At 61.8% G+C, this 17,669-nt stretch carries 18 protein-coding genes; 7 read left to right on the forward strand and 11 right to left on the reverse strand.

Annotated elements, in window-relative coordinates:
* Nucleotides 1-5 precede the first annotated feature (5 nt).
* From BW686_RS08425 to BW686_RS08435, 3 genes are read left to right on the forward strand one after another with little or no spacing between them, the layout of a single operon-like run.
* Nucleotides 6-779 (forward strand): PIG-L deacetylase family protein, encoded by a 774-nt coding sequence (locus tag BW686_RS08425; protein ID WP_084915874.1) that lies wholly within the window; start codon nt 6-8, stop codon nt 777-779.
* Nucleotides 776-1,399: a class I SAM-dependent methyltransferase gene (locus BW686_RS08430; RefSeq protein ID WP_084915875.1), complete on the forward strand. Its 624-nt coding sequence runs from the start codon at nt 776-778 to the stop codon at nt 1,397-1,399. The genes BW686_RS08425 and BW686_RS08430 overlap by 4 nt, the downstream gene beginning before the upstream one ends.
* Nucleotides 1,371-2,024, forward strand: a complete 654-nt coding sequence (locus tag BW686_RS08435) for a glycosyltransferase (RefSeq protein ID WP_084915876.1) — start codon at nt 1,371-1,373, stop codon at nt 2,022-2,024. The genes BW686_RS08430 and BW686_RS08435 overlap by 29 nt, the downstream gene beginning before the upstream one ends.
* A 7-nt stretch (nt 2,025-2,031) precedes the next feature.
* Here the strand turns inward: BW686_RS08435 and BW686_RS08440 are convergent, their stop codons facing one another.
* From BW686_RS08440 to pcaD, 4 genes are all read right to left on the reverse strand, one after another.
* A complete protein-coding gene (locus tag BW686_RS08440; protein WP_084915935.1) occupies nt 2,032-3,072 on the reverse strand; it encodes an alpha/beta hydrolase family protein in 1,041 nt (346 codons plus the stop codon).
* A gap of 352 nt (nt 3,073-3,424) precedes the next feature.
* Complete coding sequence (locus BW686_RS08445; protein WP_084915877.1) at nt 3,425-4,033, reverse strand: FMN-dependent NADH-azoreductase; 609 nt, start codon at nt 4,031-4,033, stop codon at nt 3,425-3,427.
* A gap of 73 nt (nt 4,034-4,106) precedes the next feature.
* Nucleotides 4,107-5,066 carry a LysR family transcriptional regulator gene (locus tag BW686_RS08450; RefSeq protein ID WP_084915878.1) on the reverse strand — a complete coding sequence of 320 codons (960 nt, stop codon included), beginning with the start codon at nt 5,064-5,066 and terminating at the stop codon, nt 4,107-4,109.
* Between the two features lie 81 nt (nt 5,067-5,147).
* A complete protein-coding gene (pcaD, locus tag BW686_RS08455; RefSeq protein WP_084915879.1) occupies nt 5,148-5,939 on the reverse strand; it encodes a 3-oxoadipate enol-lactonase in 792 nt (263 codons plus the stop codon).
* Nucleotides 5,940-6,065: 126 nt separating this feature from the next.
* Here pcaD and BW686_RS08460 point away from each other — a divergent pair, with 126 nt between their 5' ends.
* On the forward strand, nt 6,066-6,410 hold the full coding sequence (locus BW686_RS08460; protein WP_084915880.1) for an MmcQ/YjbR family DNA-binding protein: 345 nt from the start codon (nt 6,066-6,068) through the stop codon (nt 6,408-6,410).
* Here the strand turns inward: BW686_RS08460 and BW686_RS08465 are convergent.
* Nucleotides 6,405-6,857 carry a DUF1294 domain-containing protein gene (locus BW686_RS08465; protein ID WP_084915881.1) on the reverse strand — a complete coding sequence of 151 codons (453 nt, stop codon included), beginning with the start codon at nt 6,855-6,857 and terminating at the stop codon, nt 6,405-6,407. The two genes, BW686_RS08460 and BW686_RS08465, sit on opposite strands and share 6 nt — an antisense overlap.
* Entirely contained in the window at nt 6,854-7,684 is an 831-nt protein-coding gene (locus tag BW686_RS08470; RefSeq protein WP_084915882.1) for an undecaprenyl-diphosphate phosphatase, read from the reverse strand. The genes BW686_RS08465 and BW686_RS08470 overlap by 4 nt, the downstream gene beginning before the upstream one ends.
* A 272-nt stretch (nt 7,685-7,956) precedes the next feature.
* On the opposite strand from BW686_RS08470, the gene pnuC reads away from it, so the two are divergent.
* Nucleotides 7,957-8,520 carry a nicotinamide riboside transporter PnuC gene (gene pnuC / locus BW686_RS08475; protein WP_084915883.1) on the forward strand — a complete coding sequence of 188 codons (564 nt, stop codon included), beginning with the start codon at nt 7,957-7,959 and terminating at the stop codon, nt 8,518-8,520.
* A complete protein-coding gene (locus tag BW686_RS08480) occupies nt 8,517-9,062 on the forward strand; it encodes an AAA family ATPase (RefSeq protein ID WP_084915884.1) in 546 nt (181 codons plus the stop codon). Before pnuC ends, BW686_RS08480 begins: the two co-directional genes overlap by 4 nt.
* Here the strand turns inward: BW686_RS08480 and BW686_RS08485 are convergent.
* On the reverse strand, nt 9,039-10,364 hold the full coding sequence (locus tag BW686_RS08485; RefSeq protein WP_084915885.1) for a sigma-54 dependent transcriptional regulator: 1,326 nt from the start codon (nt 10,362-10,364) through the stop codon (nt 9,039-9,041). The two genes, BW686_RS08480 and BW686_RS08485, sit on opposite strands and share 24 nt — an antisense overlap.
* Before the next feature lie 331 nt (nt 10,365-10,695).
* Between BW686_RS08485 and BW686_RS08490 the strand changes: the two genes are divergently transcribed.
* Complete coding sequence (locus BW686_RS08490; RefSeq protein ID WP_084915886.1) at nt 10,696-10,962, forward strand: hypothetical protein; 267 nt, start codon at nt 10,696-10,698, stop codon at nt 10,960-10,962.
* Nucleotides 10,963-11,081: 119 nt separating this feature from the next.
* On the opposite strand, the gene BW686_RS08495 is transcribed toward BW686_RS08490, so the two are convergent.
* The 4 genes from BW686_RS08495 to cobW are packed head-to-tail and all read right to left on the reverse strand — an operon-like array spanning nt 11,082 to nt 17,607.
* Entirely contained in the window at nt 11,082-11,693 is a 612-nt protein-coding gene (locus BW686_RS08495; RefSeq protein ID WP_084915887.1) for a vWA domain-containing protein, read from the reverse strand.
* Nucleotides 11,694-11,746: 53 nt separating this feature from the next.
* On the reverse strand, nt 11,747-12,775 hold the full coding sequence (locus BW686_RS08500) for an ATP-binding protein (RefSeq protein ID WP_084915888.1): 1,029 nt from the start codon (nt 12,773-12,775) through the stop codon (nt 11,747-11,749).
* Complete coding sequence (gene cobN / locus BW686_RS08505) at nt 12,775-16,539, reverse strand: cobaltochelatase subunit CobN (protein WP_084915889.1); 3,765 nt, start codon at nt 16,537-16,539, stop codon at nt 12,775-12,777. Before cobN ends, BW686_RS08500 begins: the two co-directional genes overlap by 1 nt.
* A gap of 3 nt (nt 16,540-16,542) precedes the next feature.
* Nucleotides 16,543-17,607, reverse strand: a complete 1,065-nt coding sequence (gene cobW / locus BW686_RS08510) for a cobalamin biosynthesis protein CobW (protein ID WP_084915936.1) — start codon at nt 17,605-17,607, stop codon at nt 16,543-16,545.
* Nucleotides 17,608-17,669: the final 62 nt, after the last annotated feature.

The raw sequence follows: 17,669 nt of genomic DNA on the forward strand, positions 1-17,669 counted from the left end.
GTCTGATGAGTGAAGCGTTTGTTGTCAGCGATGATGCGTCAGGTCAGGGCACGTCGCTCGCCGCCTGGAATACGTCTGGGAAATTGCGCGAACTGGCAGTCATCACTGCCGACCTGTTGGTGCCGCCCAATTGCCGGGCCGTGATCATAGCGCCGCACCCGGACGATGAGGTGTTGGGCTGCGGCGGACTGCTAAGCCAGCTCGCGCAACTGGAACGCAAGCTGCTGCTGATTGCAGTCACTGACGGCACCGCCAGCCACCCCGGCTCCAGGCTGTGGCCTGTCGAGCGACTGGCGGAAGTACGGCCCCGGGAAAGCGTCGAAGCGCTGAACCGTCTCGAGGTACCCGTTGACCAGCTTGACTGGGCGCGCGGCGGCTTGCAGGACGGCGCGGTGGCTGATCAGGAGGATCGACTGGTGGCGTTTCTCGAGCAGCATCTGGGGCCGACAGACGTGGTCTTCGCCACGTGGTCGGGTGATGGCCACAGCGACCATGAAGCCGTCGGCCGCGCCAGCGCAAGGGCCTGTTTGACCACCGGTGCGCAGCTGCATGAATTCCCTGTCTGGGCCTGGCACTGGGCCGACCCCGAAGATGAACGCTTGCCATGGGACCGCGCGCGCAAGCTTTTGCTGGACCCTATGACCCTGGCACGCAAACGCCACGCCGCTCAGGCGTTCGTCAGTCAGTTGCAGGGCGACCCCGGCATCGGTCTGTCGCCAGTGCTGCCCACGACCGTTCTTGAGCGGTTGCTGCAACCCTTTGAAGTGGTGTTCACATGAGTGTCGCTGACAGTTACTTCGACGAGCTATTCCGCGACAACAATGACCCGTGGGCATTCAAACAACGCTGGTACGAGCGGCGCAAGCGCGCACTGACGCTGGCAGCCCTGCCCCGTGAGCATTACCACGCGATATTCGAACCCGGTTGCGCCAATGGCGAGCTCAGTGCAGACCTTGCCGAGCGTTGCGACATGCTGGTGTGTTGCGACACCTCAAGCAAGGCCGTGGACCTGGCGCGGCAGCGTCTGGCGGGCATGCCCCACGCGACGGTGGTGCAAGCACGCCTGCCGCAGCAATGGCCGCAGGGCCGGTTCGATCTGATCGTGTTCAGCGAACTGGGTTATTACCTGGACGCGGATGACCTGAATCGCCTGATCGACCGAGCCCTGTCGGCCCTGTCGCCTGACGGCCAGCTGCTCGCCTGCCACTGGCGCCCTGATATAGACGGCTGCCCGCTCAACGCGCAGGCGGTTCACGACATCCTTGCCGAACGGCTATCCATGCACCGGCTTTTCAGTCATCACGAACAGGATTTTTTGCTGGACCTGTGGAGTCGTGATCAAACCTCCGTAGCAGAACAGGAGTTCTCCGATGATCGGCATTCTGATCCCGGTGCATAACGAAGAGCAGCTACTCGATTCATGTCTTGAGACGATAATGCAGGCGGCGGCGCACCCGGACCTCAAAGGCGAACGGGTCGACGTGCTGGTCGTGCTCGACAGTTGTACGGACCGCTCGGCAGACATCGCGCGTGCCCACGGCGTGATGATTCTGGAAGTCACGGCACGCAACGTTGGCCAGGCGCGGGCCGAGGGCGCGTCTTTTCTTCTCGACAGAGGTGCGCGCTGGCTGGCATGCACCGATGGCGACAGTACCGTGGCCAGTGACTGGCTCGCCGAACAGCTGGCACTGGATGCAGACGCCGTCTGTGGAACCGTCACGCCCGGTGAATGGAACAGCCATATTTCGGTGGCTGCACAAGCGGCGTACAGCGAACATTACCAGCACCGTGACGGCCATCGACACATTCACGGTGCCAACTTGGGAGTGAGCTCGATTGCGTACGTCAGCGCAGGCGGATTCCCGTCGCTGGCCTGCCATGAAGATGTGCATCTGGTCCGCCAGCTGGAATTGATCGGCGCCCGGATTGCCTGGAGCAGCCGCCCGCGAGTCACCACCAGCACTCGCCTGGACTCGAAAGCCCGAGGTGGTTTCGGCGACTATTTGCGCTCGCTGGACGCCTGACAGGCCGTCACTGATGACCCGCTGTCTGCATGCCTGAATGGTCAGGATCGGCCGAATTGAGTGCAGCACTGAAAAACCGCACGGCCTCGGCACTCAGGTTGCGATGAATGTCCTCGCGATCCACGCCGTCAGGGTCATTGCACAGCAACGGTGCAGTCGAGCGCTGTTCGTCACTGCAAGGTGCCATGAACACGAAGTGCCCCGCTCCCGCGAGCAGTTTGTAATCCGGGGCCTGTGGCAGTTTGCGCGCCAGCGCCTCGGCATTTCGGTCCAGCGCCAGCAACTGGTCGTCATCCCCGGCGTACATCAGCACCGGGACGTGTACGTCACCCAGGGTATGGCGACCGAACATCAGGCTCAGCGGCGCCATCAGCATCAGTGCGCCGACTCTCGGGTCTGCCTGAGCATGCAAGTCGTCACGGTCTGCCACCAGCTCACCCTGAGTCTTGCAGGCGTCGCGATCAGTCGGTCGTTCAATGCAATAGCGGCGCAAACGCTGCAGGTCAGGCTGCGCCCCCGCCAGAATCAGCGCGGTTTCACCGCCAGCCGAGTAACCGATCACGCCCACCTGGCGAGCATTGAGGTAAGGCGCCAGCATCGGATCGAGCAGCGCCGTGCTGATCGCTTCAGAAATTTGCAGCGGCCGCCCGTACAGATTGCTCAGGCTGCCCAAGCGGCTGTGATCGCGGTCATTGTCGCCAGGGTGTACCACGGCGACGACCACAAACCCCTGGCGTGCCAGCGCCGTGGCCAGATCATGCAGCGCCAGCGGTGTGCCAGTGTTGCCGTGGGAAAGCATCAGCAACGGAAAGCGGCCCATGGCGATTGGCGCATCTTCGCTGGCATCGACGCGGTAGCCGTGCAAGGTGCTCGACTGTTCGCTGCCCGATGACGGATAGAAGGCAATCGCCTGCACGGGCCGTGAATCGAGCGGATCGGGGAAACTCAGTTCGTGGTAACCGGCGCTCCAGGACTCGTCGGCCTGAGCGTACAGCGGAATCAGGCTATCGAGCAGGCAAACCAGCATCACTGCACAAAGACGTACCATGGCAAGGCCCAACCTTTGCAATTCCGGAAGCGTGTCCGGACAGTCCGTTATGCGCTTGTGTCGAGCATCATGCTCCAGCGCGCCACTCTCACTCAGATGAGAGTCTTCAAAGCAGAAATAGTGCATAAGCCGAGCCACAATCCGTCGGCTCTTTTTCAGCCCGGTCGAAAAGCCCTGCCTTTTGCTGAACAGCGGTTCGTTTCGATCAGCCTTAGCTTAATACCGCAGCCGCCCGTTTACCTGTAAGGAAGCTGTCAAGATTGCGACTGTGTTTACAACGGCCAATAAAAAACTCCACCCCCCGACACGATACCGCGTACGGACAGTGGAGTTTCAGTGAGTCTGTTCCCGATCAGGCGGCGAACAGCTCGCTTTCGATCTGCTGTTGAGCGGCCGCCAAGGCGTTGGCCCGAGGCTCTTCACCGTAAGCCAGACCGTGCGCGCGAACGAATTGCAGGTCGGTGATACCGATGAAGGCAAACAATGCCTTGAGCAGCTCTTCGTGACCCGCGCCGGTTGGCTGCCCTTGATGCAGGCCACCGGAAGTGGAAACAATAATGACTTTCTTGCCGCCGCACAGACCTTCAGGTCCGGCTTCGGAATAACGGAAAGTACGACCGGCCACGGCAATACGGTCGATCCACGCCTTCAACTGGGAAGGCACAGTGAAGTTGTACATCGGCGCACCGATCACCACGACGTCAGAGTCGAGAAATTGCTGCAGCGTGGCCTCGTTGGCCTCGACTTCGTGTTGCTGGGCAGCGTCGCGGGCTTCTGCCGGAGTACCCGCCGCAGCCAGGCTGGCGGCAGAGAAGTGGCCAAGCGCTTCGCTGGCCAGGTCGCGGTAGGTCACCTGGCTGTCGGCATGGGTACGTTGCCAGGCCTGAACCACTTCGCGGGTCAGTTGGCGTGACGCGGAATGGTCGCCGAGGATGCTGGAATCGAGGTGCAGGATTTTCATAACGTAGCTTCCTGATGAAATCGCCACTGGGCGAGGGAGTGGCGAGCATCCTATCCTTCATCGCAATCGATGATTAGTGGCCCTGAATGCGACTGTTCGTTCTATGTAAGGAACAATAAAGCGAATCGGGACTGAGACTCTGCTCCTTGAAGGAGGTCTCGAATACGTCCAGCAACCCTCGAACCGCAGGCAGCAAGCCTCGTCGCGAAGCAAATACGGCGTGAACGATGCCGCACTTGGGACGGTGCTCACTGAAAAGCTCGACCAAACGCCCGTTGTGCAAGGCCTCCCTGACAATCAGCTCGGGAAGCTGCGCCACGCCAACCCCCTGCAAGGCGGCTTGCAGCATCATGTCCAGGTCCGAACTGGTCAGCCTGGGCGTGTGACGCACTTCGGCATAGTGGCCTCCTTGCGCTTCCAGCAACCAACGGTGTTCATGGCTGGAAGACGGCATGTCGAGGCTCGGCATATTCGACAATTCCTCGACCGACGCTGTCGCGGACAACCGGGCAGCCAGGTCAGGATGCGCAACCAGTCGCTGAGCGCTGTGCCCTAATATCTTGACCACCAACCCGTCGTCTTCCAGAGGCGGAAAGCGCACGCGCAGTGCGATATCGATATTTTCGGTCAGCGGGTCCACGCGCCGGTTGGTGCTCTCGACCTGAACCTGCACCTTGGGATGCTCAGCCATGAATCTGGCGATGGTTTCATTGAACCCCATCGCCGCCAGCGCTGGGGGACAACTGATCACCACCCTGCCCTGAGGCTCGGATTTGGAACGCAGAATGGCTTCTTCGGCCGCTTCGGCCTCGACCATCATCGCCACGCAATGGCCGTAATAATCGCGTCCGCTTTCGGTAACGGCAAACTTGCGGGTCGAGCGGTGAATCAGGGTCACGCCCAGGCGTTCCTCCAGCCCGGCAATGCGCCGACTGAGCTTGGACTTGGGAATCCCCAACTTGCGGCTGGCAGGCGCAAAGCCCCGGCATTCGACCACCTGGACGAAATAAAACAGATCATTGAGATCAAACACCCGGTCACCTCGTTTCAAGAACGCCGAGTATGCAGCGCCGAGGCACACCGCTCAAGATCGGGATTGTCCGACGCCAGCGGATTACGCTGCGGTCAGAAAGGCCAGGACAGCAGCCGAAAAGGCTTTCCCCGCCTCGACACTGGACAGGTGAGCGGCGTGCAGTTCGATCATGCGTGCCCCCTCGATGCGCTCGACCATGAAACGCCCGTCCGCAGGCGTCGTCACCGCATCTTCAGTACCGCAGACCACCAGCACAGGCAGCTTGATGGCCATCAACTGCTCACGAAAATCCGCGTCACGCACCGCCGCACAGTTGGCGGCATATCCCTGCGGCGAAGTGCTCGCCAGCATGCCGACGACAGCCTCGACCTTCGAAGGCTCGGCACCCGCGAACCGTGGCGTGAACCAGCGCGCAATCGAGGCGTCACGCAACGCCGCCATCGCTGACGGACCGTCACGCAGCACGGTTTCGATACGCGGGTTCCAGACATCAGGGTTGCCGATCTTTGCTGCGGTGTTACACAGCACAACCCGGTGCAGGCGCTGGGGGGCGTTGATTGCCAGCCACTGGCCGATCAGGCCGCCCATCGACAGGCCGCAAAAGAACGCCCGGTCGATCTGCAACGCATCCAGCAGCGCCAGCACGTCACGCCCGTTCTGTTCAATGCTGTAGCTGCCGTCGCTGACCAGTGATTTGCCATGGCCGCGAGTGTCGTAACGCAACACCCTGAAATGCCGGTCAAACGCTGGAACCTGGTTATCCCACATGTGCAGGTCGGTGCCCAACGAGTTGGAAAACACCAGCACCGGCGCATCGGCCGGGCCTTCAAGCAGGTAGTTCAATTCACCATCGGCAAGTTGCACGGCAGGCATACGAGGCTCCACGTAAAGGCAAACCCGCACACTAATGAGTGTCGCGGCAGCATACAATCCGCTGATCGAATATTCGTGCGGCTATCGAACAGCTTACCGTTCGACGTCCTACCAGGAGGTCCATACATGCACACAGAAGACATCGCCAGATTCTGCCTCGGCCTGCCGGGCGCGCGTGAGGATTACAAATGGGGTGGCGTGCGAGTGTTTTCCGTCGCCGAGAAGAAGATGTTCGCAGTCATGGACCTGGCCGGTCAGGCGATTGCCTTCAAGGTCCACCCGGAACTGTTTCTGGGCTATGTCGACCGGCCCGGCATCCGGCCTGCGCCCTATCTGGCAAGGGCGCACTGGATCAGCGTGGCAGAGCTGCACACGCTGGGCGAAGCGGAAATCCACGACCTGCTGACCCGCTCCCATCAACTGGTGGTGGGCAGGCTGCCGAAACTGAAACAGGTCGGCCTGAAGCTATAGGGAAGCGACCTGGAGAAAAGGCACTGCCTGCAATAAACGTTTGCCCAGAAACAGCCAGTCGATCCAGAACGCCTGATGCACCAGCACGATCAGCCAGAACACGACCTGAAACGAAACTTTACGGGTCTTGTGACGAAACACCTGTTGCGCCAGCAGCGCGCCTGGCCAGCCGCCCAGCAGCTCGAGCGTGTGCAGAACGTTTTCCGGTGTGCGCTGGCCGCCGCTCCCGGCCTGGCGCTTGTCCCGGCGGTAAAGCACAAAGGCCAGCAGGCTCATGACAACCAACGCAATGGCCGAAATCATCACGCCGCGGCTGATCCAGAGTGACACCGAACCGTAGACCGGCAGTGCGCACAGCAGCACGAGCACCAGCAGCTTGAGGCGCGCGTGTTGAACCGGCGCCCTGCCACGGTTGACAGGCTGCCCTGAACGGCGTGCGGCGGTCATGCCTTGGCCGACGCCCAGTCGATCCAGCCAAACTGCCAGGTCGCCAGAATCAGCAGGCCGAAGGCAATGCGATACCAGGCAAACACCGCGTAGCTGTGAGTGGCGATGAACTTGAGCAGCGCACGAACAGCGATCATCGCAAAGACAAACGAAGTGACGAAACCGATGGCAAAGACTGCGAAGTCGTCCGGGCGAAACATGTCACGGTACTTGTAGCCCGAATACACGGCGGCACCGACCATGGTCGGCATGGCCAGGAAGAACGAAAACTCGGTTGCGGCCTTGCGTGACAAGCCGAACAACAGGCCGCCAATGATTGTGGAACCTGAGCGCGAGGTACCCGGAATCATCGCCAGGCATTGCACCAGACCCACTTTCAGCGCATCGCCCCACGTCATGTCATCGACGGTTTCGGTGCGCACCGTGTGAACGCGACGCTCGGCCCACAGCATGATCACGCCCCCGACCACCAACGCCGTCGCGACGGTGATCGCGTTGAACAGGTAGTGGTGGATCATGTCGGCAAAAATCACTCCAAGCACGACGGCGGGCATGAAAGCAATGAGCAGATTCAGGGTGAAACGCTGAGCCTGTTGCTGCCGGGGCAGGCCTGTCACCACGTCGAGAATCTTGCGCCTGAACTCCCAGACCACCGCCAGAATCGCACCCAGCTGAATAATGATGTTGAAGGCCATCGCGCGCTCGCCGCCAAAATCGATCAGATCGGCAACGATGATCTGATGCCCTGTGCTGGAGATCGGCAAGAACTCCGTCAACCCTTCTACAACACCCAATATCAACGCCTGAGCAGCGGTCCAAAGATCCATCATTCCCCCATGAAGCGATGCCGCAGGCTCGCTGTTTAATGTTGTTGTGTAAAAAAATGGTTGCCACTATGCCGCTGCCAGCCTGAACGTAGCTTGAACCTGCTGCGGGCCTGTAATTAATCGACCGTGCCAGGCAAGGCGCGGAATGCTAGCAGACCTGCACGCACAGTGCCTGCCGGCGTAGTGCATTGCGAAACGCAAGCTCCCCGCCGCGCGCAGAAGCGCATACAATCGCCGCCCCTGCCTCTCACAACCCTTACCAAGGAGCCGCCATGTCCGGGCTTGAACTCTTCGCTGCCGCCATCGGCGTTATCGCGGTCTGGCTGACAGTGAAGCAGAATCCCTGGTGCTGGCCAATCGGGCTGGTGATGGTGGTCATCTACATCTGGATTTTCTTCGAAGTTAAGCTTTATTCGGACATGCTGCTGCAGGTCATCTATGCAGGCTTGCAGGTCTACGGCTGGCTGCAATGGACCCGCCACGGCAACGGTCTGCCCGCCAGGGCCGTCACCGTGTTGCAGAGTGGTCCGTTACTTAAGGGGTTGGCTGTCGGGGCGATCATCAGCCTCGCGCTGGGCGCCGGCATGGCGCACTTCACCGACGCCGCACAGCCTTGGCTGGATGCAGCCCTGACCGGTTTCAGCCTGGTGGCGCAAGTCTGGATGGCGCAAAAGCGCGTTCAATGCTGGCCACTGTGGATCCTGCTGGACGTGATTTTCGTCGGGCTGTTTGTCTATAAGGCGCTTTACCTGACGGCTGCGCTCTACGGGCTGTTTACCCTGCTGGCCGTGCAAGGCTGGCGCGAGTGGCGCAACGATCTGGCGCTGGCACGATGAAAGTGCTGGTCCTGACCGGTCCGGAATCCAGCGGTAAAAGCTGGCTGTCGGCGGAAATACAGCGTCGGTTCGGCGGGGTTCTGGTGGGCGAATATGTCCGCCACTTCATCGATCAGGAGGGTCGTGACACCACGTATGGCGATATACCGGCCATCGCGCGCGGTCAACTGGCCTGGGAAGACGCTGCGCGTGCCAGCACGCCCGAACTGCTGATTCTCGACACGCATCTGTTGAGCAACATGCTCTGGAGCCAGACCCTGTTCGGCGATTGCCCCGCGTGGATCGAGCAACAGCTGCTGAGCAGGCATTACGACCTGCACCTGCTGCTGTCGCCAGAGGGCGTGGAATGGGTCAGCGACGGCCAGCGCTGCCAGCCGCAGCCGGGCGAACGCCAAGCCTTTTTTGACGCCAGCCGGGATTGGCTGAGCCGCCATCACCAGGCCTGGCAAGTGCTCGGCGGAGGCTGGCCGCAGCGTCGCGAACAGGCGATGGCCGCCGTCACGCACCTGCTGGGCCGGTCAGCGGATCTGGTGCTTGTGTAGCAAGCGGTAGAATGTCGGTCGCGAAATACCCAGAACCCTGGCAGCCACGCTCAAGTTATCGCTGTGCCGGGTAAGCACATCACACAATGCCTGCCGCTCGGCGCGAGACTTGTATTCCTCCAGCGTCCCCATGCTCCCGGCCGTCTCTTCCTCACCCTGCAAGCCCAGGTTGGCCGCCTCGATCTGCCGCCCTTCCGCCAGGACCAGGCCGCGCCTTACACGGCTGGCCAGTTCGCGCACGTTACCGGGCCAGTCATGCTTGCCCAGTGCAACCAGGGCATCCTGACTAAAACTGCGCGCGCGTCTGCCGGTCTCCTGACTGTGCAGATGGACAAAGTGATTGGCAAGCAACGCCAGATCGCCATGACGTTCACGCAAAGGCGCTGTTCCCACCTGCAGCACATTGAGCTGGTAATACAGATCTTCGCGAAAGCGTTTTTTGCGTACTGCGGTTTCAAGGTCCTCCCGGGTGGCGGCCAGCACCCGGATATCCACCGCAATCGATTCACTGCTGCCCAAGCGCTGGAGTTGCCCGTCCTCCAGAAAACGCATCAGGTGGGCCTGGATTTCCAGCGGCAGATCACCGACCTCATCCAGCAACAGCGTGCCGCCGTCTGCCGCCTCTATCTGCCCTGCCCTGGGTTCATGAGCCCCTTCGAACGCGCCTTGCTCATAGCCGAACAATTCGGCATGAATCGAATGGCCAAGATCAGCACCGCAATCCACCACCACAAACGGTTTACTGCGTCGCGGGGACTGGGCATGCAGGCTGCGCGCAATCAGTTTTTTGCCCGTCCCCCGCTCACCACGAATCAACACCGGCGAGTCCGTGGGTGCCAATTTGCTCAGCAGCCTGCGCAATGCCCGAATGGGGCGACTGTCACCCAGCATTTCCGGCTCGACACTGAACGCCGGAGGCGCATCTCGCCTTTTTAGCTGACCCGTCGCGCACGCCCGATCCAGCGTGATTTGCATACGGCTCATGTCAAACGGCAGAAGATGAAAATCGAAGAAATACTGGCAGACCAGGTCGCTGTTCTTTTCGCGCCGCAAGTCGTCCGGCGCAAGCACTGCAATCCACTGATGGCCAGTTTCGGCGATCCATCTTTCAATCGGCTCTGGATGCTCGAAGTGGCCAGGCGTCAACCGGATCAGGCCGACGTCATAGTCAGAATCGCGAGCAGCATCGAGTGTGCCACGCTGTACCGTCCATCCGGTGTCGTCGAGCGCCAGGCTCAGTTCGTGAAAGTCGTCATCAGGGTCGATCATCAAAAGACGTCGCGTTGGGGGCGATTCGTGCATGAAGAGTCCTTGGCGCCCGACGTCGAGTGAGTAATTTTAAAAACTTTTTATAAACAGTGTGTTGGCGAGCCCAACTATCACCCTAGCAAATATTTGACACAGCCTTGTACCGATTACGTCTAACCGACATTGCCAAGTGTCATTACGTGTCTTTCAACTGACTCAGGGCTGGGTCAGGAGGACGTTTGCGGCGTCGAGTGAAAAAAAAATCGGGAATTTTCTTTTCAAGGGTGTGACTCGTGCCCCCCTGTCGTTCATCAACACAAGTAACCAGCCGGACGGTCAGCCCGCCGCCGTGACTGAATTGATACGGGCACTTGAGGATTTGACCATGAACGCCCCACTGCGCTTCAACGATGCACTTCTGATCGCTGGACACGCTTTTGAACCTTTCCAGTGTGTTGCCTGGGCACCACAGGACGGTAACGGCGAATTGAGCCTGACTGTGATTGATCGCACCAGTAACCGCATCGGTCGCAAGCAGATCCCGAGCAGCACGTACTCAGACAAGCGGCAACTGGCCAATGCGCTGGAACAGGCTCGGGCAGAGATCAGCAACGAAGGTTACGATCTCAAGCCGTGGACCATGCCTGCCTGATTGAGGCTCGTTCTCGCGCTCTGCGTCGCCTGGCTATATGCACATGACAGTGTGCGACAGCACAGAGGTGACGCAGAGCATCGGCACGAGTGCCGGCCAAGAGAGAGAATCAGCCTCCGTCAGATCAACTTCAGCTCATCAATGTGCTGATACTCTGCTCCCAGGCTTGACGCCAGTTCACGTGCTCTTCCCAGACGGATCGGGCCTTTTTCGATGTCGATCAGCAGGCTGGCGCAGGTGAAGGCAGGCAGCGTTGGCAATTGTTTGATTCTGCCGTCGGTCATGACCAGCACTTGCTGTTGTTCGGCGGGATAACGTTTTTGGCGTTGCTCCAGCCAGGTCATGGCCTGTTGCAGGGCCGCCGACAGCGGCGTGCCGCCTCCGGCGCCCAAAGCATCCAGCCAGGGAGTCAATGCCGACGAAGCCTTGAGCCCCTGATGTTGCCAGCGCGGTGTATGCCCACTGGCGGTCAGCAAGGCCAGCCGCGCACGGCGCCGATAGGCATCATCGAATACCTGCGACAGTACACCTTTGGCCTGGCTCAGGGCTTGATGACGGCGTGTCGAGGCCGACGCATCGACGATCACCAGCAACAATTCGCTCGGGCGACTGCTGCGTGGCTGGCGCACCAGATCCTCGCGGCTTTTCGGCCGGCCCCGCAACAGGGTCGGCAGCCATTGCACCGGCCCTTCATGACCTGAGCGCTGAGCACCCAGGCGGCCTGCGGCCAGTCGACCGGGACGGGGAATGGCATCCGCCCCCAGTGCAGCACGAGGGCGGATGCCTAAGGCTTTTTTGGCCAGCTCGGCACTTCACGTCGTGCCCCGGTGTTCACCGCCTGAGCAGGTAGCTCGCCCCAATGGCCCTGCCCGCTTTCAGGCTTGTCAGGCCTGGGCGATGTTTCAGGCGGTGGCGCTTCCTGATTCTGCGGCGGTGGCGTGGGCTCGCGACGTCTGTGGCGCAAGGCAAACTCGGCGACGGCTTCGATATCCTGCTCTTCGATCTGACCTGCACCGCGCCAGGCTGCATGCGCACGCGCGGCCCGCAGCCAGACCAGATCGGCGCGCATGCCGTCGACGCCCGCTGCGAAACAGCGTTCGGTAATCTCTGCCAGCGACGCGTCATCCAGTTCAATGCTCGGCAGCAGCGCACGCGCCTGTTCGCAGCGATGCCTCAAAGCGTCCTGCTGTGCCTGCCACTGCTGGCAAAAACTGACCGGATCGGCATCGAAATCCAGTCGCCGCCGGATGATCTGGCTGCGTTCGACAGGCTGCGTCTGACCGCTGAGCGCGACGTTCAAGCCGAAGCGGTCCAGCAACTGCGGGCGCAGCTCGCCTTCCTCGGGGTTCATGGTGCCAATCAGTACGAAACGCGCAGCATGGCGATGGGAAATACCATCGCGCTCGACCAGATTGACGCCGCTGGCGGCCACGTCGAGCAGCAGATCGACCAGATGATCGGCCAGCAGATTGACCTCATCGACATACAGCACACCACCGTCCGCCTTGGCCAGCACGCCCGGAGAGAAACGCGCACGGCCCTCGACCAGTGCGGCGTCCAGGTCCAGCGTGCCGACCAGGCGCTCTTCGGTCGCGCCCAGCGGCAAGGTGACAAACTGACCGCTGGCCAGCAGATCGGCCAGCCCACGCGCCAGGGTCGATTTGGCCATCCCGCGCGGCCCCTCGATCAGCACACCGCCAATACGCGGATCAATGGCGGTCAGGCACAGTGCCAGTTTCAGATCGTCGGCACCGACCACGGCGGCCAGCGGAAAGTGCGGAGTGTCGCTCGGACTTGAATCAGGCAAGGTCATCAACTCTCTTCTATGTCCAACAACAGGTCTTCCAGCGCTTGCTGATACTCGCCAGGTTCCTGCCAGAGCCCGCGCTGTTGAGCTTCAAGCATGCGCTCGGTCATGTCGCGCAGGGCGTCGGGGTTATGTTGCGCAATAAATTCGCGGGTCGACGGGTCCAGCAGGTACGCGTCAGCCAGCAGCGCGTATTGATGATCGTCGATCAGCTCGGTGGTGGCATCGAAGGCGAACAGGAAGTCCACGGTCGCGGCCATCTCGAACGCGCCTTTGTAGCCGTGACGCTTGACCCCGTCGATCCATTTCGGGTTTGCCGCACGCGAGCGTATCACCCGGTTCAGCTCTTCCTTGAGGGTGCGGATCTTCGGCAGGTCCGGCTGGCTGTGATCGCCATGATAGCTGGCTGTCTTCTGCCCGCTGAGGCTTTCGGACGCCGCGAGCATGCCACCCTGAAACTGGTAATAGTCGTTCGAATCCAGCAGGTCGTGCTCGCGGTTGTCCTGATTCTGCAACACCGCCTGCACCTGGGACAGGCGCTGGGCAAAGCGTTGCCGGGCCGGCGTGCCTTCGTCGGCCGCACCGTAGGCGTAACCGCCCCAGTTCAGATAGACCTCGGCCAGATCTTCGCGGCTTTGCCACAGGCGGCCATCAATCGCGCCCTGAACACCGGCACCGTAGGCACCGGGTTTGGCGCCGAAGATTCGCCAGCCTGCCTGCCGGGCAGCTTGCTCTTCGCTCAACCCTTCAGCCACAAAACCCTGGCGCTCTTCACGCACTCTGGCCGCCAGCGGATTCATGTCGTCCGGTTCATCCAGCGCCGCAACGGCCTGCACGGCCGCGTCAAACAGCTTGATGAGGTTGGCAAAGGCGTCGCGGAAGAACCCCGAAACCCGCAAGGTGACATCCACCCGTGGACGGTCCAGCAGGCTGATCGGCAGGATCTCGAAATCATCGACCCGCTGACTGCCGGTCGCCCACACAGGACGAACGCCCATCAATGCCATCGCCTGAGCAATGTCGTCACCGCCGGTGCGCATGGTCGCCGTGCCCCAGACCGACAGGCCCAACTGGCGCAAGTGATCGCCATGGTCCTGAAGATGGCGCTCCAGCAATAAATTGGCCGACTGAAAACCGATGCGCCAGGCCGTGGTGGTCGGCAGGTTGCGCACGTCTACGCTGAAAAAGTTGCGACCGGTTGGCAGCACGTCCAGACGTCCGCGGCTGGGCGCGCCGCTGGGGCCTGCCGGAACGAAGCGGCCGCTCAGTGCGTCGAGCATGCCCTGCATTTCGCCGGGGCCACAGGCGTCCAGCCGAGGCGCGACCACGTCGCGCAGGCTGTCGAGAATCAGCGCCAGGTCATCATGAACCGGCACGTCTTGCAGATCGGCACCGTCGGTGACGCGGTCAATAAGGGCGGCAGCATAGAGTTCCAGCCGCTCGCGGGTATCACCGGCGCTGCGCCACGGGTCTGCGCTGACGGCCAGCAACGCCGCAGGGCGCGCGCCGGTCCAGGGCTCGGCCAGTTCGCAATCCAGAGGGTCGAAACCCAGTTCGAACGCCTTGCTCAGTGCCCGCAACAGACTGGATTGTGCGCCGCGCCCGTCACCACGCGGAATGCGCAGCAGGGCCAGCAAGGTGTCGGTCCGCAGGCGGCCCTCCGGCGACTGACCGAAGATGTGCAGGCCATCGCGAATCTGTGATTCCTTCAAGTCGCACAGATAGGTGTCCAGACGCGGCAGCCAGACCGCCGCATCGGCATCGCTGTCAGTGGACGCGTCCAGCGCCAGCTCGCGGTCAATGCGGGTTTCCCGGACCAGCTCGAGGATGTCGCGTTGCAGCTCGCGGGCGCGGCGCGGATCGAGCAGTTGCGCTTCATAGAACTCGTCAGCGAGCAGCTCCAGATTGCGCAGCGGGCCGTAGGTTTCGGCGCGCGTCAGGGGCGGCATCAGGTGGTCGATGATCACCGCCTGCGTGCGGCGCTTGGCCTGGGCGCCCTCACCCGGATCGTTGACGATGAACGGGTAAATATTGGGCATCGCCCCCAGCACGGCGTCCGGCCAGCAGGTACGCGACAGCCCGACACCTTTGCCCGGCAGCCACTCCAGATTGCCGTGTTTACCGACATGCACCACGGCGTGCGCGCCATAGGCTTTGCGCAACCAGAAATAGAATGCCAGATAGCCATGCGGCGGCACCAGATCCGGGTCGTGGTAGACCGCGCTCGGGTCAACCTGATAACCCCGCGCCGGCTGGATGCCGACAAAGGTCAGGCCAAAGCGCAGGCCAGCGATCATCATCCGGCCACCGCGAAACATCGGGTCGGCATCCGGTGCGCCCCATCGGGCGTTCACGGCGTCACGGTTGCTCTGGGGCAGTTCGTTGAACGCTTCCAGGTATTCGTCCAGGGCCATGCTTTGCCGACACGGGCGCTGGTCGATGCTGTCCAGGTCATTGGTCACACCCCCCAGCAGTTGCTGGATCAGTTCGGTGCCGCTGTCGGGCAACGCTGCGAGCGGATAGCCCTCGACCTGCATGGCACGCAGAATGTTCAGCGCAGCCGCAGGCGTGTCCAGACCGACGCCGTTTCCGATCCGTCCATCACGGGTCGGGTAGTTGGCGAGGATCAGCGCCACACGCTTGTCGGCATTGGGCAGCCGCGCCAGTTCGATCCAGCGGCGCGCCAGTTGTGCGACGAAATCCATGCGTTCGGGGTGCGCGCGGTGGCAAACCACGTCCGACTGACTGCGCTCGCTGCGCCAGGCCAGGTCCTTGAAGCTGATCGGCCGACTGATGATCCGCCCGTCCAGCTCTGGCAAGGCAATGTGCATGGCCAGGTCACGAGCGCCCAGCCCTTGCTCGCTGGCTTCCCAGGCCGGTTGGTTGTCCTGGGCACAGATCGCCTGAATGACCGGCACATTGCGCCGGAACGGACGCACATGCGGCGCTTCCGGGCTCGACTGGGCAAAGCCGGTGGTATTGAGGATCAGCTCTGCACCCGTTTCATCCAGCCAGTTTTCCACCTGAACAAGACAGCCCGGTTCCTTGAGGCTGGCGACCGCGACAGGCAGCGGGTTGATGCCCTGCGCCTGCAAGCGGGTGCAGAACTCGTCGATGAAACCGGTGTTGGCGGCCTGCAGGTGCGAGCGGTAGAACAGCAGCGCCACCACAGGCTGTTCCGCGTGCCAGTCGGCCTGCCAGTCCTGCAAGCGGGCAGCGCCCAGCTTCGGGTGATACACCGCCGTGCGCGGCAGCGGCTGCGGCTCGGCCCACGGATAATCGCGATCCAGCCAGTGGCTGGCCATGCAGCGGTACAGGTCCAGCGCGTTCTGCAGGCCACCCTGACGCAGAAATTGCCAGAGCCGGTCGCGCGCTGTGGCAGGCACGGTGCTGAGGTCGCTCAATTCGGGATCAGGACGATCATCGCCAGGCACCAGAATGACTTGCACACCCCGCGCCGCCAGCTCCATCAAGCGCTCGACACCGTAGCGCCAGTAGCCAATGCCGCCATGCAGGGAAATCAGAATGACCCGGGCGTGACGCAATACCTCGTCAACGTACATGTCCACCGAGGCATGATTCTGCACCTGCATCGGGTTGGCCAGACGCAGACTGGGGTAATCCTCGGGCAGTTGCCGGGCGGCTTCGGCCAGCAGCGCCAGACTGGAATCGCCACTGCAGAGAATCACCAGCTCGGCCGGCGTCTGCCCCAGGTCGGCGATGCTGTCGTCCGGTACAAAACCGCCGGGCTGGGTTCTCAGTAAATGCATGGGTCAGCCGGCAATCGCGGCATTGAGCTGGGCTTGCAACGCAACGGCGTCCAGTTCCTGACCAATCAGCACCAGGTGCGTGGCGCGCTCTTCATCGGCGCGCCAGGCGCGGTCGAAGTGCTTGTCGAAACGCGTGCCTACGCCCTGAATCAGCAGGCGCATCGGCTTACCGGGGATCGCGGCGAAACCTTTCACCCGCAGAATGCCGTGCTGCACGACCAGTTGATTCAGCGCATCGAGCAGCACCTTTTCGTCGGCCTGAGGCAGTGTCAGGGAAATGGAATCGAATGCGTCGTGATCGTGGTCATCATGATCGTCATCGTCGTGGTGGTCATGATGCGTCTTGCGGCCATCGATGTGCAGCTCGGACTCGGCACCGACGCCCAGCAGAACGCTGATCGGCAGACGGCCACTGCTGGCTTCGACCACCTTCACCGCCGGCGGCAGCTCTTCGGCGACTTCGGCGCGCACGGCAGCCAGCCCGTCGGCGTCGATCATGTCGGCCTTGTTGAGGATCACCAGATCGGCGCTCGCCAGTTGGTCGGCAAACAGCTCGTGCAGCGGCGATTCGTGATCGAGGTTAGGGTCCAGTTTGCGCTGAGCATCGACCTGATCCGGGAAGGCTGCAAACGTACCTGCCAGCACCGCCGGGCTGTCGACCACGGTGATCACCGCATCGACCGTGCAGGCGTTGCGGATTTCCGGCCACTGAAAAGCCTGAACCAGCGGCTTGGGCAGTGCCAGCCCCGACGTCTCGATGAGGATGTGGTCGAGGTCGCCACGCCGGGCGACCAGTTCGCGCATGACCGGGAAGAACTCTTCCTGCACCGTGCAGCACAGGCAACCGTTGGCCAGCTCGTAAACACGGCCGTTGGCTTCTTCTTCGGTGCAGCCGATGGTGCATTGCTTGAGGATTTCACCGTCGATGCCCAGCTCGCCGAACTCGTTGACGATCACTGCGATGCGCCGCCCTTCGGCGTTGTCGAGCATGTGCCGCAACAGCGTGGTCTTGCCCGAGCCGAGGAAGCCGGTAACGATGGTGACGGGAAGCTTGGCCAGTGTTTTCATCAGGTGCCCTTTGGCAATGCGGCGGGCAAACAGGACGAGAACCCTATGCATGGCATACGGAT

It is taken from the genome of Pseudomonas syringae (genome assembly GCF_002157375.1).
Lineage (GTDB): Bacteria > Pseudomonadota > Gammaproteobacteria > Pseudomonadales > Pseudomonadaceae > Aquipseudomonas > Aquipseudomonas syringae_T.